The organism is Pseudoalteromonas sp. PSi26, from assembly GCF_054960575.1.
Genome location: NZ_JBHNYT010000006.1, coordinates 38,291 through 59,428 on the forward strand (window position 1 = coordinate 38,291; position 21,138 = coordinate 59,428).

Annotated in this window: 20 protein-coding genes; 12 read left to right on the forward strand and 8 right to left on the reverse strand. The window is 41.0% G+C overall.

Features of this window, described 5'->3' with window-relative positions:
• The first annotated feature begins 43 nt into the window (after positions 1-43).
• The 5 genes from ACFI34_RS07925 (at position 44) to ACFI34_RS07945 (ending at position 6,723) form a co-directional block, all read left to right on the forward strand.
• Positions 44-1,291, forward strand: a complete 1,248-nt coding sequence (locus ACFI34_RS07925) for an exonuclease SbcCD subunit D C-terminal domain-containing protein (RefSeq protein ID WP_462673082.1) — start codon at positions 44-46, stop codon at positions 1,289-1,291.
• On the forward strand, positions 1,288-4,938 hold the full coding sequence (locus ACFI34_RS07930) for an AAA family ATPase (RefSeq protein WP_462673083.1): 3,651 nt from the start codon (positions 1,288-1,290) through the stop codon (positions 4,936-4,938). Before ACFI34_RS07925 ends, ACFI34_RS07930 begins: the two co-directional genes overlap by 4 nt.
• 11 nt (positions 4,939-4,949) lie before the next feature.
• Entirely contained in the window at positions 4,950-5,606 is a 657-nt protein-coding gene (locus ACFI34_RS07935; protein ID WP_410899169.1) for a class I SAM-dependent methyltransferase, read from the forward strand.
• A gap of 149 nt (positions 5,607-5,755) precedes the next feature.
• Positions 5,756-6,202 carry a hypothetical protein gene (locus tag ACFI34_RS07940; protein WP_462673084.1) on the forward strand — a complete coding sequence of 149 codons (447 nt, stop codon included), beginning with the start codon at positions 5,756-5,758 and terminating at the stop codon, positions 6,200-6,202.
• 128 nt (positions 6,203-6,330) lie between these two features.
• Positions 6,331-6,723 (forward strand): tellurite resistance TerB family protein, encoded by a 393-nt coding sequence (locus ACFI34_RS07945; RefSeq protein ID WP_462673085.1) that lies wholly within the window; start codon positions 6,331-6,333, stop codon positions 6,721-6,723.
• A gap of 71 nt (positions 6,724-6,794) precedes the next feature.
• On the opposite strand, the gene ACFI34_RS07950 is transcribed toward ACFI34_RS07945, so the two are convergent.
• Genes ACFI34_RS07950 through ACFI34_RS07960 form a run of 3 tightly spaced genes read right to left on the reverse strand, consistent with a single transcriptional unit; the run spans position 6,795 to position 8,204 of the window.
• Positions 6,795-7,187 carry an ACT domain-containing protein gene (locus tag ACFI34_RS07950; RefSeq protein WP_462673086.1) on the reverse strand — a complete coding sequence of 131 codons (393 nt, stop codon included), beginning with the start codon at positions 7,185-7,187 and terminating at the stop codon, positions 6,795-6,797.
• Positions 7,188-7,204: 17 nt separating this feature from the next.
• Positions 7,205-7,747 (reverse strand): DUF6942 family protein, encoded by a 543-nt coding sequence (locus tag ACFI34_RS07955; RefSeq protein ID WP_462673087.1) that lies wholly within the window; start codon positions 7,745-7,747, stop codon positions 7,205-7,207.
• Position 7,748: 1 nt separating this feature from the next.
• Positions 7,749-8,204 carry a YaiI/YqxD family protein gene (locus ACFI34_RS07960; RefSeq protein WP_462673088.1) on the reverse strand — a complete coding sequence of 152 codons (456 nt, stop codon included), beginning with the start codon at positions 8,202-8,204 and terminating at the stop codon, positions 7,749-7,751.
• 120 nt (positions 8,205-8,324) lie between these two features.
• Here ACFI34_RS07960 and ACFI34_RS07965 point away from each other — a divergent pair, with 120 nt between their 5' ends.
• Positions 8,325-8,846: a lipocalin family protein gene (locus ACFI34_RS07965; RefSeq protein WP_462673089.1), complete on the forward strand. Its 522-nt coding sequence runs from the start codon at positions 8,325-8,327 to the stop codon at positions 8,844-8,846.
• Between the two features lie 236 nt (positions 8,847-9,082).
• Here ACFI34_RS07965 and ACFI34_RS07970 read toward each other — a convergent pair whose 3' ends face one another.
• From ACFI34_RS07970 to ACFI34_RS07980, 3 genes are read right to left on the reverse strand one after another with little or no spacing between them, the layout of a single operon-like run.
• Positions 9,083-9,424 (reverse strand): DUF3325 domain-containing protein, encoded by a 342-nt coding sequence (locus ACFI34_RS07970; RefSeq protein WP_462673090.1) that lies wholly within the window; start codon positions 9,422-9,424, stop codon positions 9,083-9,085.
• Positions 9,421-11,016, reverse strand: a complete 1,596-nt coding sequence (locus ACFI34_RS07975) for a PepSY-associated TM helix domain-containing protein (protein WP_462673091.1) — start codon at positions 11,014-11,016, stop codon at positions 9,421-9,423. Before ACFI34_RS07975 ends, ACFI34_RS07970 begins: the two co-directional genes overlap by 4 nt.
• Positions 11,013-11,351 (reverse strand): hypothetical protein, encoded by a 339-nt coding sequence (locus tag ACFI34_RS07980; protein ID WP_462673092.1) that lies wholly within the window; start codon positions 11,349-11,351, stop codon positions 11,013-11,015. Before ACFI34_RS07980 ends, ACFI34_RS07975 begins: the two co-directional genes overlap by 4 nt.
• 222 nt (positions 11,352-11,573) lie before the next feature.
• On the opposite strand from ACFI34_RS07980, the gene ACFI34_RS07985 reads away from it, so the two are divergent.
• From ACFI34_RS07985 to ACFI34_RS07995, 3 genes are all read left to right on the forward strand, one after another.
• Entirely contained in the window at positions 11,574-11,930 is a 357-nt protein-coding gene (locus ACFI34_RS07985; protein WP_462673093.1) for a VOC family protein, read from the forward strand.
• A gap of 149 nt (positions 11,931-12,079) precedes the next feature.
• On the forward strand, positions 12,080-12,667 hold the full coding sequence (locus tag ACFI34_RS07990; protein WP_462673094.1) for a uracil-DNA glycosylase family protein: 588 nt from the start codon (positions 12,080-12,082) through the stop codon (positions 12,665-12,667).
• Positions 12,668-12,931: 264 nt separating this feature from the next.
• Entirely contained in the window at positions 12,932-15,316 is a 2,385-nt protein-coding gene (locus tag ACFI34_RS07995) for a TonB-dependent receptor (RefSeq protein WP_462673095.1), read from the forward strand.
• On the opposite strand, the gene ACFI34_RS08000 is transcribed toward ACFI34_RS07995, so the two are convergent.
• A complete protein-coding gene (locus ACFI34_RS08000) occupies positions 15,300-16,229 on the reverse strand; it encodes a LysR family transcriptional regulator (protein ID WP_462673096.1) in 930 nt (309 codons plus the stop codon). The two genes, ACFI34_RS07995 and ACFI34_RS08000, sit on opposite strands and share 17 nt — an antisense overlap.
• A 90-nt stretch (positions 16,230-16,319) precedes the next feature.
• Here ACFI34_RS08000 and ACFI34_RS08005 point away from each other — a divergent pair, with 90 nt between their 5' ends.
• The 3 genes from ACFI34_RS08005 to ACFI34_RS08015 all read left to right on the forward strand — a co-directional run bounded on the left by ACFI34_RS08005 (position 16,320) and on the right by ACFI34_RS08015 (position 20,114).
• Positions 16,320-17,126 carry a class II aldolase/adducin family protein gene (locus tag ACFI34_RS08005; RefSeq protein ID WP_462673097.1) on the forward strand — a complete coding sequence of 269 codons (807 nt, stop codon included), beginning with the start codon at positions 16,320-16,322 and terminating at the stop codon, positions 17,124-17,126.
• A 122-nt stretch (positions 17,127-17,248) separates the two neighbouring features.
• The gene (locus ACFI34_RS08010) at positions 17,249-19,240 is read left to right on the forward strand and encodes an AMP-binding protein (protein ID WP_462673098.1); all 1,992 of its coding nucleotides are present in this window, start codon (positions 17,249-17,251) and stop codon (positions 19,238-19,240) included.
• 1 nt (position 19,241) lies between these two features.
• A complete protein-coding gene (locus ACFI34_RS08015; RefSeq protein WP_010556125.1) occupies positions 19,242-20,114 on the forward strand; it encodes a bile acid:sodium symporter family protein in 873 nt (290 codons plus the stop codon).
• 54 nt (positions 20,115-20,168) lie between these two features.
• Here ACFI34_RS08015 and ACFI34_RS08020 read toward each other — a convergent pair whose 3' ends face one another.
• Complete coding sequence (locus ACFI34_RS08020; protein WP_462673099.1) at positions 20,169-21,077, reverse strand: LysR family transcriptional regulator; 909 nt, start codon at positions 21,075-21,077, stop codon at positions 20,169-20,171.
• Positions 21,078-21,138 lie beyond the last annotated feature (61 nt).

Below are 21,138 nucleotides of genomic sequence, written 5' to 3' on the forward strand. Positions count from 1 at the left end.
CCTTGGGTATATTGGCGCTCTTACTGGTTTTTAAGAGCGCGACATGAAAGTCCTTCACACCTCCGATTGGCACCTTGGCCAACAATTTTACGAACACGACCGCCGTGTTGAGCATCAAGCATTTTTTACCTGGTTACTTGCCAAACTTGTTGAGCAGCAAATAGATTTGTTATTAGTTGCAGGCGATATTTATCATACGGCAACACCCAGTGCCAGCGCCGAAAACCAACTTTACCAGTTTATAAAAGACGCTAAAAAACATTGCCCACACATGCACGTGGTAATTATTGCTGGCAATCATGACTCTGCAAATCGTATTTTAGCGGCTCAGCCTTTACTTGCTCAATTTGATACCCACGTAGTAGGGCGTTTTGATGTATCAGCGCCTGGCGATATTATTATAGAAATAAATACTAATAATAAACGCGCTGTAATTGCTGCTATGCCTTTTTTGCGCTCAAGCGATGTGAGCTCACTAAGCCAAACAAAAAACGGCCCTAGCTATGCACAGGGCGTTGCAAATGCATATGAGCTTGCTTTAGAGCATGCCTATAAAATTAATGAGCAAAAATCACCGTTAATTGTAATGGGGCACTTACACGCTAAAGGCGGCGACATATCAAGCGATTCAGAGCGCAACTTAGTGATAGGTGGTGAAGAGTCTATTTCAGCCAATGTGTTTGGCAATAAAGCCAACTATGTAGCTCTAGGCCATTTACACAAAGCGCAACAAGTTGCCAAAAACGAGGTTATTCGCTATAGCGGCACGCCTATTCCCATGTCGTTTTCAGAGCGTAACTATACTCACCAAGTTAATGTTATCGAATTTAAAAGCGATAAAAAACAGAGCATTAGTACAACTGTAAACCCCCTTTACATTCCGCGCTCAGCCGACGTTATTATTTTACCAAAAGGGGGGTGTGTGCCACTGAATGACTTATGTGAACAAATTAAAGCACTCGATACATCACAACATGCTATTGCTCCTTATTTACGCGTAAAACTTAAATCAAGTGATACCGACACCACCTTCAGAGAACAAATAGAACAAGCACTAGAAGGTAAGCACGTAAAATTTTGCGGTATCGAACGCGTTCGTGAACAAACAGCCCAAACCAACAACGACACAGTATTTGAAGATTTAAGTGAAGTTGAAATGCTCAATCCGCTCAATTTATTAGAACAAGCCTTTGCAAACGACAAAGACATGGCAGGGCAGAACGTACCCGATGAACTAAAAGTGCTTTTAAACGATGTAATAAGTGAGCTGGCGGAGCAAGAGCAACTATGAAAATAACCGCAGTACGCATTCATAACTTAGCGTCAATAGTAGACGCCGAAATCGACTTTACTCAAGCCCCACTGAAAGATGCGGGCTTATTTGCAATAACCGGCGACACCGGCGCGGGTAAAAGTACCTTTTTAGATGCTATTTGTTTGGCGCTTTACACAAAAACGGCACGCCTAAAAGGCGATAAAGGTAACCTGATTGATTTTAATGGCGACAGCATTAAATTAAACGATGCGCGTAACTTATTACGCCGTGGAAAGTGGGAAGGCTTTGCTGAGGTTGACTTTGTAGGGCAAGACAAACAACTTTACCGCGCCCGCTATTCTATACAGCGCACCCATAAAAAAGTAACCGGTAAATTAAAAGTCGCCGAGCACACGTTAGTTACCCTACCAGATGAAACATTAATAGCCGACAAAAGCCAAACCTTAAAACAAATAGAAAGTAAAATAGGTTTAAGCTTTGAGCAATTCTCGCGTGCGGTATTATTAGCGCAGCACGAATTTGCTGCATTTTTAAAAGCCACTGGCGATGAACGCGCGCAATTATTGGAGTGCCTAACAGGTACCGACAAATTTAGCCTAATTGGTAAGCGTATTTTTGAACGTAACAAAGAGTTAAAAGATAAGTTTGATCTACTACAAGCAAGTCTCTCAAGTTATACCTTATTGAGTGAAGACGAATTAGCAATAAAACACACCACGCTTAATGAGCTAAAAAAGCAAATAGAACATACTAAAAAAACAATAATAAGCACAGAGCAAAACCTAAATTGGTACAAGCAAGCAAGTGCACTTGAGCTAGCACTTGAAGAGACAACAAAAAGTCAGCAGCATGCTACCAACGAGCTTGCAAAAATTGCTCAACAGAGTGAACAAGCAAAACAAGCACAAAGCGCACTTGAGATAAAAGATAACCGAAAGCGTCATGCGTATTTAACAGCGCAAAATAACACCCTAAATAAACAAATAAGTGACTTAAAAACTATTGACCATGCAACGCTTATTGATGAGCAAGTAAAGGCACTTAAAACCAAACAAAGCGAATTAAAAACAGCGCAAGAGCAAAAGCAATCTGCTGAGCCAATTATTGCAAAAGCCCGCGAGCTCGACAGCCAGCTTGCTATACACGCACAAAGCATTACTAACCTTACTCAACAAAGTGAAAAAGAGCATCAACAACTTAGCGAATTACAAATTCAGTTTAAACACAGCCAAACCGCGCTTGATGAAGCAACTAAGCTAAATACGCTGCATCAGCAATGGCTTACTGAACATACGCAGCTTAAATCGCTCGCTAATGATTGGAATTTTTACCAACACAGCTTTAATACGTATTTAAGTGCCAATGAGCAAATAAAGGCAACCGCTTCTCAAAGCAAACAGCTGCTAGAAGAGCAAACTAAACACGCGACACAGTTAGCAGATCAAACTAAAAAAGTAGAGCTACAAGAACAACAACTTGCGCATCAGCAGAAAAATCTCAACCAACTAAGTGAGCAACTACGTCAATTCAATATTGAGCAATGCGATAGCAAACTTAAAAATATTGAATATTTAAATGATCAGCGCTTGCGCTACCAACAGTTTAATCAAGAAATAAAACACAGCTCACAACAACAAGCCGCGGTTGCAGCCAAACTTGTAAACAGTGAGCAAACGCAAACAACATTGCAACAAAGCTTAGCTTCATGCGAACAAGCACTTAAACACAGCGAATACGCATTAAACCAAGCACGCCTGCGTGCCAGCGAAAACGTAGAGCATTTACGCACTCAGCTTATCCCTAACGAGCCATGTGCAGTGTGCGGGGCAAAAGAGCACCCGTATGCAAGTAACCAAAGCCCTCAATTAAATAGCCTAATAGCCGATTTTGAAACAAGTTATAACCAAGCTAAGCAGCAACACGATAGCGCTCAAACTAAGCTGCATCAGCATCAAACACAGCATGCTGTACTTGTTACTGAGCACGCCCAACACAGTCAAGCCATACAAAGCGCACAGGCAAAGCAGCTAGAAATTAAAACAACAATGCAAGGAACGCGTACAGAGCTTAACGATTTAACAGCGCAGCAGCTTGATGAAACCCACGCCCAGCTCAGCAACCAAAAGTCTCACTATTTTGAGTCGCAAAAACAGCAAACAGCATTACAAGAAAAGGTAAATCAACAAACAAACGCCTTGAAAGCAGAGCAACAAACACAACAGCAATTGCATAATTTAAACAGTGAACTAACCAATAAACTAAGCCAAGTAAATACAAAACACGCTGAGCTAACGTTGCAAATTAGTGATCTAACCACAACACTAAATGCACAATTTGAACACAGTAACTTTTGGCAACAGCTTCAATCAGGTGCACTTAACTTAAATGATTTAAGCCAACAGGTTGAGCAGTATCAGCATACACATGCGCAATTTGAGCAAAGTCAAAAACAAATAGACACGACCAATCAGCAATTACAGCAACTTACGCCACTAATAACTAAAAGCGAAAGTGCACTTAAAACGCTAAAAGATGATTTAGACAATGCTCAACATATACAAAATACAACACAAAGTGAGCGCCTTGCGTTATTTAATAACGAGCAAATAAGCGTAAACGACTACCAAACAAAAATTAATGCCCAGCTTGAGCAATGCCAAACTCTGTTAACTAACAGCCAGCAAACTTACGATAACGCTGTAAAAAAACGAGACGAGCATGCAATTGAGCTTAGAAACGCAGAGCTACGTTTAGCCGAGCAAAGCACGGAGCTTAAAACACTTGAAGAGCGCTATAACGAATGGTTTAGCGACTTTAAAGCCCAGTACAGTGAGGCAACGCACGAGCAGATCACAATTTTACTAACGTTAAGCAGTGAACAAATTAAAGCCCATTTAACCCAGTTTGAGCAGCTTTCAGCTGCACTTACTGATGCAAATGCAGCGCTTAAACAGCAACAAAGTGCGCATACAGATCACCAAAATACTAACAAGCCAACAAAAAACCACACTGAACTCACCGAGCAATTAGCAGCATTAAATGCAAAGCAAACTGAGCAGCAAAACAGTTTACTTACCACCAATACTGCTATAGAACAGCACAACCAAAATACCAAAGCGCTTGAGGGTAAACAAGCTGAGCTAGCCACCCTTAAAAAGCGAGTGGAACAATGGCACTTACTTAATAAAGTACTAGGCGATGCAACCGGTAAAACCATGCGTAACTTAGCGCAAACACAAACGTTAAAAATATTACTGCATTACGCAAATAGCCACTTAAAAACCCTTAATAAACGCTACGAGCTTACAGCCATTGCGCAATCGCTCGATATTGCCATTATTGACCGCGACATGGCCGACGAACAACGCTCGGTTAATACGCTCTCTGGAGGTGAATCGTTTTTAGTATCACTGGCACTAGCATTAGGCCTTGCATCGCTTTCGTCAAACAAAGTACAAATCAACTCTTTGTTTATTGACGAAGGGTTTGGTACGTTAGATAGCGAAACACTCAGTGTTGCTATGGACGCGCTCGATTCTTTACAAGCACAGGGCCGCAAAGTAGGGGTTATATCGCACGTGAGCGAAATGAGCGAACGCGTAGCAACGCAAGTCCATGTTAGTAAGCAAAGTGGTGGATACTCCACCGTTGAAGTTTTATAAAGGAGTTAAAAATGCCCACATTTACAGGCGAAGAAGCAACGCATTACGATAGTCGCATTACCCGCTTAGTACCGGGATACGCACTTTTACACCAACTGACCAACGCACAACTACTTGCTACATTAGCAGACAATGCGCATATTTTAGTCGTAGGAGCCGGAACAGGTAAAGAAGTACTCGCCCTTGCCGCGCTTAACTCTACATGGCAATTTACAGCACAAGATACCTCAAGTGATATGCTCGCCATTGCTAAACAAAAGTTTGAAGAGCACGGCATAGCAAAGCGCGTTAACGTTATTGAAGGCGAACTTGATAAACTCTCTACCAAGGCCGATACCGCACTATGCCTACTCGTAATGCACTTTTTAGAAGACGATGGCAGTAAAAAGCAGCTACTTAAAAACATTAAAGCTAATTTAAATAAAGGCGCACACTTATATATTAGCGATTTAATGAAACCCGAAACCGACTTTGAGCGCGAAGCACAAATTACTGTGTGTGCCGATTTAGGACTAAGTGATGCAGGGCAAGCCTACACAGCGCAAAACTTAGAAAGTGAATTTTACCCACTTGATAGAATGCGCTTAAGTGAGCTACTGAGCGAGTGTAAATTCGGCATTCCTAAGCTTTACTTTAAAGCGCTTGGTTTTAGTGGGTACGTTGTTTAATCGTCTTAATTTAAACATCGGCTTTTCCTGAGTCGATGTTTTCCTCTGAACACATTCTTACAACTTCTAACAGCTACAAACAAAGCTCTCACAGTTTTATTACGAATTAGCGATTATGATTGTACTCATTACCAACACAGAGAATAATCATGAAAAAAAGTTTAATTGCCCTTTTATTACTGTCTGGCTGTGCTTCTCAAGGCGTTGACCGTGACGACCAAGGTCATATCATTAAGCATTACTATGCAACAGTCGAATCAATTGAAAAGGTAAAGCTGTCATCAGAAATCGGAACCGGAATCATGGTTGGTGCAGGCATTGGTTTAGCCGAGGATTTAGATGGTAACACCGAAGATATGATCAGCGGTGCAATTGCCGGAGCATTGGTTGGCGGACTCTTTACGGCTTTGTTTGAAGGCGGAAACACAGCATATCAATACACACTTAACGATGTAGATAACGGCGAATTTAATGTAATTCAAAAGAAAAAACTGCCAAAAAGCACTCGCTGTGTAAGAGTTAAAACTGGAAATAAAGTACAGCTAGAAGCGGCTAATAACAGCTTTTGCATAAACAATAAAAGTACCGAAAGCTAAGCTAGCGACAAAAGTTGTATTATTAAGTACTTACAAAATGTTGCAATTAAACCAACCCATTAAAATTACTTTTTGGTGTGCTTTGTTATAAGCTCTTTAGCAGTATATTTATCCATCAAGGAAGCACTATGAAGTTTGAACAGTTATTAAATAATTTTGATATGGGCGTGTGTGTTGAGCAACTTCAAAAAGAGTCGTTATTAGACATGGCTTTACTTTTTGTCACTGTTGATGGCTCCATTGCTGACGAAGAGCTAAATGTAGTGAGTGCTTGGGCACAAAAAATTGAATGGAACTCAGCAATAGAAATAGACAATTACATAATAGAGATGACTAAAAAATGTGTTTCAGCGGTGCAAACAAACGAAATAGAGTCATTTATTCAACACCGTATGTCGCACATTATTGACCAACCAATGAGAGTGTTTGTTTTAGAGCTTCTTAAGCAAGTAATTGAAGCTGATGGCATAACCCATGAAAACGAACTTAAAGCATTGAAAATTGTTGAATCTATAGTGTAATTAAAAATATTACAAGCTAGGTTTCTGAACGTTAAACAACCCAGAACCGGGGACTTTTAATCAAATTAATTTTAACCAATCTCTTTAAGCGCACATAGCGCCGCCTGTGCTTTATCTATTTGTACAAAAATATGGTCGTGATAAAACGCAGCCACTACATTGGCACTAATATTATGCTCGGTTAATTTAGCCGATACCGCAGCGGTTAAGCCAACAGCCTCAAGGCTTGAATGCACATTAAGGGTAATTAAATTATATTTAGCTTCATAAGTAATACCGGCTTTGTCAGCGGTATCTGCATTTAAAATAAGGGTTAGGCCTTCTTCTTCAACGTAGCTGGCAAGTGGGTTTAAATGAACGTAGTCGGCAAGTTCGCCTGCTAAACAGCAAAATATATATTCACCCTGTTTAAGCTCGGGGTTCATTGATTTTAATAACGTATTTAGATCTAAAATTCCCGCCATGTTGACTCCTTACATTTTTAATTAGCTGTTTTAAGCTTGGCAACTAGCTCGCTTAATCGGGCTATTTTAATATTACTTAACTGCCGGTAATCAAAGTACGGACACACGATAATGTTATTCGTTGTATCAATTGCAAACTCATCGTCTAACCAATTAAATTGCGCATTAAGCTTACCTAGCTGTAATAAGTTTTTAGCATGGGTTCGCCCAGCAATAATATGCAGCTGGTTTTTATTAGTGCCGTTAATAATGGGGACACTAAATAGCAGCGCTGTTTTACTGTTTTTTTGCAGTAAAAATGTATCGCGATACGCTTGCCAGCTATCGGCTTGTTTAGCAAAGCTGTAATGCTCACTCGGTAGCGCAAACAATACTTTAGCGTATACGTTAAACACTTTACGCCAGCCATTACCACAGTGCTGGTTTATGGTATTTATTTGCTCGTTTATTACAGGCTCAACACTTTGCAGGGTTTCAAAGTAGGGCATAGGCGGCGCTTTTGCGACATACACGGCTACATTAAAATCATGCTCACCTAGGCCAATAGCTTGCTCACTCACACTAGCTCGCCTTTTTTTGCGCTAAAATACGGTCGAGGTTATTGGCAAAGTTTTGGCGGTCGGTTTGGCTAAGCGGTGGTGGCCCGCCACTCATTTCTACGCCGCTTGAGCGCATGGTATCCATAAAATCGCGCACGTTTAATAACGAGCGAATATTCTCTGGCGTGTAAAGCTCGCCACGCGGGTTAAGTGCTTGGCCACCGCTATCAATAACTTCACTGGCTAGGGGTATGTCGCCAGTAATAACTAAATCGCCTTTTTCTACACGCTTTACTATTTCGTCATCGGCCACATCAAACCCGCTCGAAACCTGTACGCGGCTTATAAATTTTGAAGGCGGAATGCGCATTGCATGGTTAGCCACTAAAATGGTTGGTGTTTGCGTGCGCTCTGCTGCTCTAAAAAGTATTTCTTTTATTACCACAGGGCATGCGTCGGCATCTACCCATATTTTCATGCTTAAATCTTTTAATTGCTCTAGTATTTAGCTGATCCTATAGCAATTTATTTTAATCGGCTAGCAAACTTTATTTGGTTAAAACCGTACAAACTGCATCACATTTACAAAGGAGCTTTCATGAAGGCCATTACGACTATTTTACTTATTACAGGGTTATTTTTACTCACTGCCTGCACAAGTGCACCTGAAGGAATTACCCCCGTTAAAAACTTTGACCTTGGGCAATACAAAGGTAAGTGGTACGAAATCGCCCGCCTTGATCACTCATTCGAAGAGGGCATGGAGCAAGTAACCGCAACTTACAGCGTAAATGACGATGGCACAGTAAAAGTGCTCAACAAAGGTTTTATAACTAAAGAGCAAAAGTGGGATGAAGCACAGGGCTTAGCTAAATTTGTAGAAGGGACTGACACAGGCCATTTTAAAGTCTCGTTTTTTGGCCCATTTTATGGTGCTTACGTAATTTTTGAATTAGACCAAGACGACTACCAATATGCATTTATTACAAGTTATAACCGTGATTATTTATGGTTTTTATCACGTACACCTACCGTTAGTGACAAACTTAAACAACATTTTATAGCTAAAGCAAACAAACTAGGCTTTGCTACAGAGCAAATTATTTGGGTTAAACAGTAGTTATTTAGCGATGTAAAGGGGCTTTACAGTTGTAGTGCTAATGATTGTTACAGCTGTAATAAAACGATCATTTTACTGTAAGGTAAGTTAAATATGTTCGGGCTATATTAGTCGCACTTGCAACAAGACAAGCAAGTATTGGACATGCTGAATATCCCCCTATTGTTGGCAAGCTTTATAGCTTGCCATTTTTTTGCCTAAAATTAATGGCTTTCTTTGGATCAGGTTTTTACTAACTAAAGTGAATTTACTGCCAGTAATAGCACTGATAAGCCAATCAGTAACATATTTAAAAAGCTAAATGGCTTAATCAACTTTTCTATAAAATTATAAAAAATCGTTATAATTAATACACTTAGCTCCATAAAGCCACAAAACAGTAAAGCACCGTATCCCTGCTGCGTAACAACACAGAGCAATAAACTTAGTAAAATACTGATCCAGGCAACTATTAGCAGCAAATTACTTTGCAACTTAGAGGGACGCGTTGTAAACACCGTTTTAAAATGCGCTGGCTTTGCCAAAGCAAAACCATTAAAAGCAAACAAACAGAGGCTAAAGCTTAGTAAATCAATCATGCTTCTTGCCTCTTTTTATTATCGGCTAGCTTATTAGCTGTTTTTTTAGATGCGCTAGAAGCAGTACGTAATTTTTCGGTTTGTACTAAAAACAGTATGCTAAACAGTAAAAATACCGCATCGAAAATAAACAAGGCCCATTGTTTATTAAGTAAGTAGCTCACTATATTGCCCTGTGTTGTTAGCGCATTTATTGCCGGTACACTCAAACACGTGAGGGCATTTATGGCAGCCATTACACGCCATAGCAGCCTATCGCGCTTTAAAAGTGCCATAACGGCAACCACTAACCATGCTAAAAAGAACGCTGTAACTTCTTTTTCACCACGCCCTGCTAAGGTTGGACTAAGTAATCTATTGGCAATAAAAAAGGCGCAAGTAGCCAGTGGTAAACCCATAATAGTGGCAAGGTTTAAACCTTCGACTAATTGTAAGCCAAATGAGTCTTTACCCTTATTACGCTCGCGTATGCGTTTAGCCCACATTATGCAGCCAGAGCCAATCATTACGCAGCCTGCAATACCGCCAAGTACGTATAACCAGCGCAGTAAAGGCGTAGCAAAGCGCCCTGTATGCATAGAGTTAAGTGACTCATAAAGTGCTTTACTACTGCTAAGTTCGTCATCAGTTTGTGCAACTAATTCGCCGGTAGCACCACTAAACAAAAGCCGCGGAGATTGATCGCGAAGCGCCTTTGCAGGGCTTACCAATACCGTTACTGTTGAAGCGGTCATATTCGGTTTACTTACCTGAACACGCGTAATATCTGCACTAGGCCACTTGGTATAAACTTGATCCAAAATAGTGTTTATAGAGAGCAAATCTGCACTGCCTTGGGCGTTATTAGTCACGTTATTGCTAGGTGTTACATCATTAAAAAAGCCACGCATACCTTTGTCATACGTCGTTAACGCAGGGTAGGGGAACAACATAAATATAAGCGTAATAATGCCTGTGTAAGTAATCATTAAATGAAACGGCAAGGCAAGTACCGAGCTTAAATTATGCGCATCTAACCAGCTACGAGTCCCTTTATTGCGCCTAAAAGTAAACATATCTTTAAATATGCGCTTATGAATAACCACGCCCGAAATTATTGCCAGCAACATAAAAAAGCTGGCAAAACACACCACCCAACGCCCTGTTATGGCATCTAAATAATAAAGCTGATAGTGCAACCGATAAAAAAAGTTACCGCCTTTACTTTCAACAAAAGGGGGCAGTGTTTGCATGGTGTTTGGGTTTAATTGGGTATTTACAAACTGGCTGCGGCGCTGTGCTGGCTCTTTAGGTTTTGCATAGCCATATACTAAATACGGTATTCGCTCTTCGGGCAAGGTAATACGCCAACTAGGGGAGTTTGCAGCGCGCTGATTTAAGTAATCAAAGCCCTTTATAATTTGCTGCCTTTGCGCGGCCACTCTGTCGGTTTGGGCTTGCACATTGTGTATAGCAGGTTGATTCCACAAGTTTATTTCGTCTCTAAAAAAACTCGCTGTGCCTGCAAAAAATATTACGTAAATAATCCAACAGGTAAGTAAGCCCACCCAGGTATGTAGCCAGGTCATCGACCTAAAAAAACTGTCTTTCATAACCAACCCTTCAGTAATGCCAATACAGCAACAAAAATACCTGTACTTAGTAAAATACTGATCCATGTAGTTTTTAACGACTTAATCGAAAACGCATAAATAAACACGGCGGCGTAAATTAAAATACTGATAGACACACACAGTAATACGGCATCTTGCTTAGGAATGGGCAGTAGTACACTTAATAATGAAATACACGCTGAGGTAAACGCATAGCCACCTACTATGGCAATAATAAAACGCAAAAATACTAACACTCTATAGCTTTGGGCCACCTTTAAAAGCGCAGCTAGGTTAGTTTTTGTAAAAGATGCTATGTGCAGAGGTGCCTGCATAGTTAACAAATCCCTTATTCAAATACGAGGATAAAAATAAGGGGTCATTATAAAGCTTACAAATACAAAAGATAGTGATTCTCATTTGTATACTCTAGATAATTTTACATTAGTCCCTCGCATGTTAGTAAAATACTGATCTCTGCCATTTTAGGGTTATTGCTTAGCTAATAACGAAGGTTTACAGTGGTCAATACTGGCAAGCCAAAAAGTAAATTTAAAATGAGCAACCACGAAAAACTAAATTATGTAGAGTTTCCCGCGTGCGATTTAACAGCCACAAAAAGCTTTTTTACTAACGTGTTTAACTGGCAATTTACCGACTACGGCCCAGAGTATACGGCGTTTAGCGGCCAAGGACTTGATGGTGGCTTTTTTAAAGCACCGCTTAAATCGCTTACTCAGCATGGGGCCGCACTGCTGGTGTTTTACAGTGACGACATTCACGCAACCTATAAAAAAGTAGCGCAATATGGCGGCAAAATAGTAAAACCTATTTTTGAGTTCCCCGGTGGTTGCCGCTTTCATTTTACCGAGCCGAGTGGTAACGAATTTGCCGTATGGTCAGAAAAACAATAAATATATCAAATGATTAGTTGTTATTTTAGATGAGATCACGATTTTACCAACTAATAACTAATTTGAGTAAAATAAACCGATTTTTTACCAACTCATTAGGTCTAAATGGCCATTTAGAACAAAATTTAAGCATTTAAGGCCAGATTTATATGGATCCCATCAATTTAATTGAGCAAGTTAGTAAATGCGTGATCTGTGAACCTCATTTACCGTTAGGTGCTCGCCCCGTTATACAATTTAATACCAATGCGCGTATTTTAATTGCCGGCCAAGCACCGGGCATAAAAGTACACGAAACTCGCAAGCCCTTTAACGATGCCAGCGGAAACCGCCTACGAGAGTGGCTTGGACTAAGTGTTGATGAGTTTTATGACCCGCAAAAAATAGCTATTTTACCTATGGGCTTTTGCTACCCTGGTAAAGGTAAGTCGGGCGACTTACCTCCGCGTAAAGAATGTGCACCTGCTTGGAGAGCGCAATTAATGGCCGGTCTGCCAAATTTAGAGCTAACAATAGTGCTTGGTAAATACGCGCAGGCTTATCATTTACCACATACTAAAAACAGGCCCTTAACCGAGTTAGTAAAATCGTGGCGTGAGTATTGGCCGGAGCATTTGGTGCTACCACACCCAAGCCCACGCAATAATATTTGGCTTAAAAAGAACCCATGGTTTGAGCAAACAGTACTACCAGAGCTTGGCGTTCGTGTGGCTACAATATTAAATAAAGAGCCATAGTGAACATTTATAAATCAAACGGTTATATGCTTGTAAAGGGGCTTTACAGAATTGCTTTAAGTAAATAAAGAATCTTTAGTGGTTTTAAACTCTATAAATTTTAATTTAATTACTTTTTTAATTACCTGCTAAACGAGAGCAACTATAAATATCACTAATAGTGTTTAATAAATAAACATCACTGTTATTTATTTTAAGACTCGTCAGTATGAAATAGACGCAAAATTATCCAATAACAATAACCTCTATAATGGAGTTGCAGCTATGACAACTGAACACACACAGTCACACACACGTTTAAAGCCTGCTTTTTTAAAACAAAAAGCACTGACTTTATTTACCCTAAGCGCATTAAGCGTGGGTATGGCACAAGCCGCCGAGAATAAAGTAAATAAAAGTGAGCTTGAAACCATTACCGTCACTTCGCAAAAGCGGGTGCAATCACTGCAAGATATTCCTACCTCTATTCAAGCGCTTTCGGGTGACTACCTCGAGCAAAACAGTGTTGACGATTTACTCGCCCTGAGCGAAAACCTACCTAACGTGCATATAACCGAAACCTCAAGCAGCAAACGTATTTTTGTACGCGGTATTGGCTCTGGTACTAACTCTGGCTTTGAGCAATCGGTTGCTATGTATAAAGATGGCGTGTATTTAGGGCGCGGGCATCAGGCTAAATTTCCATTTTTAGATATGCAGCGCCTTGAACTTATAAAAGGCCCGCAGTCGGTTATGTTTGGTAAAAACGCCACGGCAGGTGCCTTTAGTATGATCTCAAATTCGCCAACCGATGTGTTTGAGGGCAATGTATCGGCAGAGTTTGGATCAGACAACGAAAAGCGCTTAACCGGCGTTATAAATATTCCTATTAACGATGATTTAGCCATTCGTATTGCCGCATTTGACCACTCTGTTGATGGCTTTTTATATAATCAAGCGCGCCAAAGTGATGAGCAATCTAACGACTCATCAGGTGCGCGTTTATCAATAGATTGGCAACTAAACGATGATATAAACGCATTGTTTAAGTGGGAACACGGTGAGTTTGAATCGCATGGCTCGCGCTACCAATACATTATTGATACGCCAAACCGAGATTTACAAATAGCAAATGACCCTACTAACCCAGGCAATGTAGGGTATCGTTCACTTTTATTAAGCGACAACTCGGGCCTTGATTACACAAGTTCGGTATCGGGCGATGGTCACCCAGGTGGGCTTAATGAGCAAAGTAAAACCACGCTTGATAACGCATCACTTAAATTAACCTATAACCATGGCGAATACGAATTTACCTCTGTAACCACGTATAGCGAGTACGATTGGGATTCAACCTTTGACGCCGACTTTTCAGAAATCCCGCTTATAAGACAAGACTACTTAGAAAACTATAACCAGTTTACGCAAGAGTTTAGAGTAAGCTCGCCAACAGGGCGCACGCTTGAATACGTAGCGGGCATTTTTTACATGAGCAGCGAACTGGAACACCCAAACGATATTTTATTTGGCGCATCGTTACTTATTCCTGATTTAGTGGGTACATCATTGGGCGTAAATGCCCTGTTTGATCAAGACCAACAAAGCTACTCAGCATTTACCGCCCTTACGTGGAATGTAAACGAGCAATGGCGTGCTAATTTTGGCCTGCGTTATCAAAAAGAAGAAAAAGAAGTAAGCAGCGTACAAAATGTGTATAGCGTATTTGAGCCAAACACACCGCAAGCCGTACAACAATTTGCCAATGCGGCTGCGCCCACTATTGCAGGGCAGCTTTCGGGCGCGGGGGTACATAACCTTAACGCTAAGCGTGATGAATCACACTTATCACCCAATATTAGTGTGCAATATTTAGGGTTTAACAACACCATGTTATTTGCAAGCGCCGGCATAGGCTACAAAGCCGGTGGTTTTGATGGCTCTGGCTTAAATGGCTCGCAAGGTAATACGGTTGATGAAAACTCAGGCTTTGAGTTTGACGACGAAAAAGCTACAAATTTTGAATTTGGCATTAAAGCCGAGCCAATTAAAAATACTCTACAAGTAAACGCCACACTGTTTTACACTCTGTACGATGACCTACAAGTATCTGAATTTAATGGTAATGCATTTGTAGTTAAAAATGCTGCCGAAACCAAAGTAAAAGGGATTGAGCTCGATTCGCGCTGGGCAATAAATCAAAGTTGGCAGCTATCGGCAAACCTTGCTGTGCTTGATTTTGAATACGAGCAATACGCCAGTGCCTCGCCAACAGTTATGCAAAGCGAGCTACTTGGACAAGCGTTTCAAGATTTAACCGGGCAAACGGGCGCGTTTGCTCCCGATTATTCAGGCAATATAGCAATTGATTACAATACCGAGGTATTTTCAAATCTTACTTTAAGTAGCAATTTAGCACTTAACTTTAGTGACGATTACTTTTTAGAGCAAGATCTTGACCCAATAGCCAAGCAAAGCGCTTTTGAAAAGCTAAATTTACGCATAGAACTAGGCAGCAGTGAAGGAGATTGGTCGGTGTCGTTATTAGCTAAAAATCTAACCGATAAGCAAACTTTTTCGCAGGCCAATGATGTGCCAGTAATTAGCTACGCACACCGTTTTTTATCAGAGCGTGGGCGCAGTTATCACGCACAATTTAATTATCGCTTTTAAGTTTGTCAGCAGGGATAAGTTGCTGGGCTAAACCTAGCAGCTTTTCTCGCATCCAACTATTTACTAAATCGTCGTCGGCTTGTTCGTGCCAATACATGTGCACTGGCATTAACGGCACATCAAACGGCAAGCTAGTAACATGCACTGGCATTTGCTCTTTTAATACCTGCGCGTACGCGTTTGGCATTGTCATTATCATGTCGCTTTGGCTAATCACTTTAGTCGCCGCAAAATAGTGTTCACATTTAAGGACTACATTACGGGCAAGTGCATGCTTTGCCAGCGCCATATCAATTATATCTACCTGCGCGCCTTTTAACGACACCAACGCGTGCGATGCCTTTGCGTAACTTTGTACGGTTAAGTCATTTAATATTGGGTGATCGTGCCTACAAATTAGCGAAAAATGCTCATTACAAATAAAGGTATTTTTTATATTGTTGCTCGTTGGGGTAAGCACATCAATGACTATATCGAGCTCTTGGTTTTCGAGTGATTTTTCCATATCAACATGCGACACCTGTCGGCTGTTAATTGTAATATTAGGGGTGTTTGTGAGTAGGTCGCTCATTAGCGGCGGAAAAAATATCGATTCTAAAATATCTCTAAAGCCAAATTTAATTTCCCGCTTAAAAGCGGCTATATCGAAAAGCCGCTCGTTGTTCATGGTTGCCTCTAATGCCTGCACCGACTCAATAACTTGCGCTATTATTTTTTGGCAAAAAGGCGAGGGCACCATACGCCGACCATGGCGAATAAATAATGGGTCGTCAAACTTATCTCTTAGGCGCGAAAGCGCATGGCTAACTGCTGGTTGCGTTAAATGCAGCTTATCGGCTGCACTGGTAATGCTCCCCTCTTGGTATACCGTTTTAAGTATTACAAACAGGTTTAAATCTATCTTTCCATGCATAGCATTTATGTTTAACCATTAATTAACATCACTTCTATTTATCTTAAGCGAGACTAAACTAAAGTCAATAGACTTTAATTTAGGATTATTATGAGCAATACACTAGAGCAGCAAGCCGCAAAAATGACCATAGGCAGCGATAAATTTAAACTTATTATGCCGCCTAAATTTAACACCCTAAACGAGCAACGCACCTACGAAAAACAACGCCTAGCCGCGGGCTTTAGAGTATTTGCTATGTACGGTTTTGATGAAGGACTTGCGGGGCACATAACACTTCGCGACTGCATAGAGCCCGATACATTTTGGGTAAACCCCGTAGGTATGCACTTTGCGCATATTAAAGCGTCAGATCTTATTCGGGTTGATCATAAAGGTAATATTATTGAAGGCAGCACACCGATTAATAATGCGGCCTTTGCTATTCATTCACGCATACATATGGCGCGCCCCGACGTAAACGCAGTAGCCCATGCGCATACACGTTATGGCCGTGCGTTTTCAGCATTAGGTGAGTTACTTAAACCAATTTCGCAAGATGCTTGCGTATTTTACGAAAACCACAGCGTATTTGATGTATTTAGCGGCGTAGTAGCCGACAGCGAAGAGGGCGACATGATAGCTAAGTCACTGGCTGATCACTGCGCTGTTATTTTGCAAAACCATGGTTTACTTACCGTTGGTTCGTCGGTTGATGCCGCTGTTGCCAATTTTGTATTGCTAGATAGCTGCTGCCAAAGCCAGTTATTAGCACAAGCCGCAGGCGAGCCTAAGCTTATCTCGCACGAGGTAGCACTACATACAAAGCAAGCTAATGGTTCAGAGCTAGTTACATGGGGGAACTTTCAGCCGATGTATCAGGTCGTTGCCGCAAAAGATAACAGCTTTTTAGATTAAAACAGTGGCAATGGTTTTGATAGACTAAATTTTACGCGGTAATGGCCCACACATCCAAAGCCGCGTTTAACCACCATGCACTCACACGCAAACACACATTATAAAGATACGTTGAGAGTTTTATGACTATAACAACAATTAAAAACCACGCTGACGTTGGCAATTTAAACCTTGCTGAAATATCACCAGAGCAACTTCCTCGCTCTACTTACCATGCCATTTTACAGTCGGCAAACAAATTTGGTGATGCAACCGCTATTGAATACATTTTAGATGGCGACTGTATTAACCCAGCGCAAATTCCGTTTTCAAAAAAGCTTATTCACCGCATTTTAATGACCTTTAAAGGTAAAAGCTTTGCTAATCCGCACCGTAAGATGAGTTACAAAGCGCTTGCCAATAACGTAACAGGGCTCGGTAATGCACTGCACTCGTTAGGCATAACAAAAACCGATGTAACCTCGCTGGTGTTACCTAACTTCCCTGAAACCTATGTATCCCTTTGGGCTGCAGAGGCCGCTGGCATTGCAAACCCAATAAACCCATTGCTTGATGAGTCCATAATGAAAGAAATTATGATCTCAGCCAATACCAAAGTCATTATTGCCCTAGGCCCAGTCCCTGGTAGCGATATTTGGCAAAAAGTAATGGCAATTAAAGAGCATATACCCGACCTAAAAGCGGTTATTAGCTTATTTGGTGACGACATAGCGTGCTCGCAAAATAATAAAGTACCCGTGTATGGGTTTAAAAAATTACTCGCGGCGCAAAATACGCAAGCAGCTAATTTTACTTTGCCTGAGCAAAGCGATGTGTGCGCGTATTTTCATACGGGTGGTACCACCGGCTTACCAAAACTTGCCAAGCACTTACATTTAAACCAGCTTACCAATGCAGGGCAGGTTAATTTACTTTCGCCAGTAAACTCAGGCGACACCATGCTAGTAGGCTTACCTATATTTCATGTAAATGCGGCGGTAGCCACAGGCATAGCCTCGGTTATGAAAGGCTGTAAAATTTTACTGGCAAGCCCATCTGGCTTTAGGGGTAAAAACATCATTCAAAACTTGCTCACCCTAATTAATAATTACGATGTAGCCGTTATGACCGCCGTACCCACGGTTTACGCTGCTATGGTTGAGCAAATTACGTCGCAAAAAATTACTGTACCACCGCTTAAAATGAAGTTTGCCATTTGTGGGGCTGCGCCGCTTTCGTCTGATTTACAAGCCTTGTTTACTAAACTCACAAATATCCCACTGGTAGAGGGTTATGGCTCAACTGAGGGGAGCTCGGTAAGTACTTTAATGCCTGTAAACCCAATTAATAGAGAGGCGTCTGTAGGGCTACCAATACCCGGTATTACACTTAAAATTGCCGATATAAACGAGCAAGGCACGCTTGTTAAAATGTGCGATACACTCGATGTTGGCGAAATAATAATAACCGGTAATAACGTATTTCCGGGTTACGTAGAAGATGCGCATAACCAAGGCGCTTGGGTAGTTGATAAAAACGGCCAACAGTATTTTAGAACCGGCGATTTAGGAAAAATAGACGACAACGGTTATGTATCGTTATGTGGTAGGCAAAAAGAGCTAATAATACGCGGCGGGCACAATATAGACCCCAAAATGATAGAAGATGCCGCAACCAGCCACCCCGATGTTACACTTGCAGCCGCCGTGCCACGCCCCGACAGCTACGCAGGAGAAGTACCCGTACTTTACGTAACGTTAACCCCAAATAGTACGCTTAAACTTGACGAACTCACCACGTATGTTAGCGCCAACATACCTGAACGAGCAGCAATACCAAAAGCTATTTATATAATTGACGAAATACCACTGACCGCAGTAGGTAAAATTTATAAGCCCGAACTAGTTTGCCTAGAAATAAAACAAACCATTACAGAAGCAATTAACGCGCATTTAAAAAACAAAGCCGTGCAAATAAACGTATTAGCTGATAAAAAGTTAGGCATAAAAGCAAATATTTTTGTGAATGAAAACGAAATAAACGAGTTACAGCCTCAAATAAAGGCGCTGTTAACCCCGTTTTCATTTAACTATGAAGTACTCGCTATAAAAACAATAACTAACGAGGTCGCCTAATTTGAATGCATCTTTTTTAACAGAAATAATATTACCCCTAGCCTTAGCGCTCATTATGTTTGGTATGGGTTTAGGCCTTACAACTACTGACTTTACAAGACTTTTTAAAAAGCCCATAGCAATTGCTATGGGCTTGGTAGGCCAAATTATCGCCATGCCGCTACTGGCTTTAGGTTTATGCTATTTACTTAATTTACCCACACCAATTGCAATAGGATTAATGATTTTAGCCGCGTGCCCTGGCGGTACTATGTCAAACGTAGTGAGCCAGCTAGCAAAGGCTAATTTAGCGCTTTCGGTAAGCTTAACCGCTGCCTCAACCGCTATTAGCATTATTACCACCCCGTTTATTATTGGCTTTGCCATGCACCAATTTGCGCCGCAAGACGATGCCAGCTTTTCAATATTAACTACATCACTTGGGCTATTTGTAATCACCTTAGTGCCTGTAGCCATAGGTATAAGCCTACGCCATTTTAAAAGCGAATTTGCGATTAAAAGCGAGCCGTTTTTCAGGCGTTTTTCGTTATTTTTTATGCTCGCCATGATAGCCGCGCTAGTAATAAAGGAACGCGCCTTACTGGCAAGCTCGTTTAACGATGTATTTTGGGCGTGTATAGCACTTAATATTGGTTCAATGATCATTGGCTTGCTAATAGCAAAGCTTTCAAAACTATCTTTAACTGATTCGTTAACACTCGGCATTGAAGTAGGGATTCAAAATGCATCGCTGGCAATATTAATTGCCATTAGCTTTTTAAATAAGCCTGAGTATGCCGTAACTGGCGGCGTATATGGCCTTGCCATGTTTATTGGGCCGCTGTTATTAATTGCTGGGCTTAAGTTTAAAAACAAACGCCTTGTAAACGCTTAAAAAATGCGAAGCGCCAAATTTAGTTCACTAAGTTTGGCGCTTTTTTTATAGCTATTAACGTTTAAAAATATGCTGTACTTGCCCGCGTAACCATACTAAAGCGTCGTCTTTATCAGTACTTTGATGCCAATATAAATGCTGATAAATAGCAGGCATAGTGGTGGGCACAGGCCTTGCTATTAGTGTGTCATCCAACAATTGACTGGCAACCATTGAAGGCAAGGTGAGTAAAAATGGCGCGTCTTTTATTACCTCTTTCGCGGCAAAATAATTTTGACAACGTATAGCCACCTGCCTATTAAAACTCAATTGCAATAACGCAATATCTTCAATAACAGTACCAGTTGCCCGGTTAGATACCGCAACATGCTTAGCCGCTAAATAATTGTCTATATTGAGTTGGTTTTTAAGCGGGTGGTTTTTTTTCATGAGTACACAAAAGTGATCACTTGAGAGAACAGCGTGGCTAATGGGCGCTTTTATTGGCCGTGCTACATCAATTGCCATATCTATTTGATGATTAGCTAATTGCTTGTGCATATCTTCACGGCTTAATTTTACGCTCGCTAAGCTTGCATTGGGAGCATGCTCTGCCAGTGCAAGTTGCAATTTAGGCAAAACAATAGGCTCTATTGCATCGTGCAGAGCTATTTTAAAGGTTTGCGCTGTGGTCGCTAAATTAAAGTCACCGCAGGCTTGTAGCACTTGGCGTAATTTTTCGAGTAAATCTATTAGCTCGGGTGCCATACGTTGGCACGCAGGGGTGGGCAGCATTAATTGCCCTTGGCGCTCAAATAACGGATCGTTTAATACAGTGCGCAAACGTTTTATAGCATGGCTAACTGCTGAGGGCGTTATGTACAGCACCTTTGCGGTTTCGCTCATGTTTTTTTCACGGTATAGGCATTCAAATATTTTAAGTAAATTTAAATCTAACTGCTGAATATTTTTAGCTTCAATCATTATCACCCGTTCACACTATGAATGTAATTCACACTTAACTGGTAATATATTTCATTTAATT

Bases quoted from the DNA above. Each gene is read 5' to 3' on its own strand.
- ACFI34_RS07925 (WP_462673082.1), top strand. From the start codon at position 44: ATGAAAGTCCTTCACACCTCCGATTGGCACCTTGGCCAACAATTTTAC.
- ACFI34_RS07930 (WP_462673083.1), top strand. From the start codon at position 1,288: ATGAAAATAACCGCAGTACGCATTCATAACTTAGCGTCAATAGTAGAC.
- ACFI34_RS07935 (WP_410899169.1), top strand. From the start codon at position 4,950: ATGCCCACATTTACAGGCGAAGAAGCAACGCATTACGATAGTCGCATT.
- ACFI34_RS07940 (WP_462673084.1), top strand. From the start codon at position 5,756: ATGAAAAAAAGTTTAATTGCCCTTTTATTACTGTCTGGCTGTGCTTCT.
- ACFI34_RS07945 (WP_462673085.1), top strand. From the start codon at position 6,331: ATGAAGTTTGAACAGTTATTAAATAATTTTGATATGGGCGTGTGTGTT.
- ACFI34_RS07950 (WP_462673086.1), bottom strand. From the start codon at position 7,187: ATGGCGGGAATTTTAGATCTAAATACGTTATTAAAATCAATGAACCCC.
- ACFI34_RS07960 (WP_462673088.1), bottom strand. From the start codon at position 8,204: ATGAAAATATGGGTAGATGCCGACGCATGCCCTGTGGTAATAAAAGAA.
- ACFI34_RS07965 (WP_462673089.1), top strand. From the start codon at position 8,325: ATGAAGGCCATTACGACTATTTTACTTATTACAGGGTTATTTTTACTC.
- ACFI34_RS07970 (WP_462673090.1), bottom strand. From the start codon at position 9,424: ATGATTGATTTACTAAGCTTTAGCCTCTGTTTGTTTGCTTTTAATGGT.
- ACFI34_RS07975 (WP_462673091.1), bottom strand. From the start codon at position 11,016: ATGAAAGACAGTTTTTTTAGGTCGATGACCTGGCTACATACCTGGGTG.
- ACFI34_RS07980 (WP_462673092.1), bottom strand. From the start codon at position 11,351: ATGCAGGCACCTCTGCACATAGCATCTTTTACAAAAACTAACCTAGCT.
- ACFI34_RS07985 (WP_462673093.1), top strand. From the start codon at position 11,574: ATGAGCAACCACGAAAAACTAAATTATGTAGAGTTTCCCGCGTGCGAT.
- ACFI34_RS07990 (WP_462673094.1), top strand. From the start codon at position 12,080: ATGGATCCCATCAATTTAATTGAGCAAGTTAGTAAATGCGTGATCTGT.
- ACFI34_RS07995 (WP_462673095.1), top strand. From the start codon at position 12,932: ATGACAACTGAACACACACAGTCACACACACGTTTAAAGCCTGCTTTT.
- ACFI34_RS08000 (WP_462673096.1), bottom strand. From the start codon at position 16,229: ATGCATGGAAAGATAGATTTAAACCTGTTTGTAATACTTAAAACGGTA.
- ACFI34_RS08005 (WP_462673097.1), top strand. From the start codon at position 16,320: ATGAGCAATACACTAGAGCAGCAAGCCGCAAAAATGACCATAGGCAGC.
- ACFI34_RS08010 (WP_462673098.1), top strand. From the start codon at position 17,249: ATGACTATAACAACAATTAAAAACCACGCTGACGTTGGCAATTTAAAC.
- ACFI34_RS08020 (WP_462673099.1), bottom strand. From the start codon at position 21,077: ATGATTGAAGCTAAAAATATTCAGCAGTTAGATTTAAATTTACTTAAA.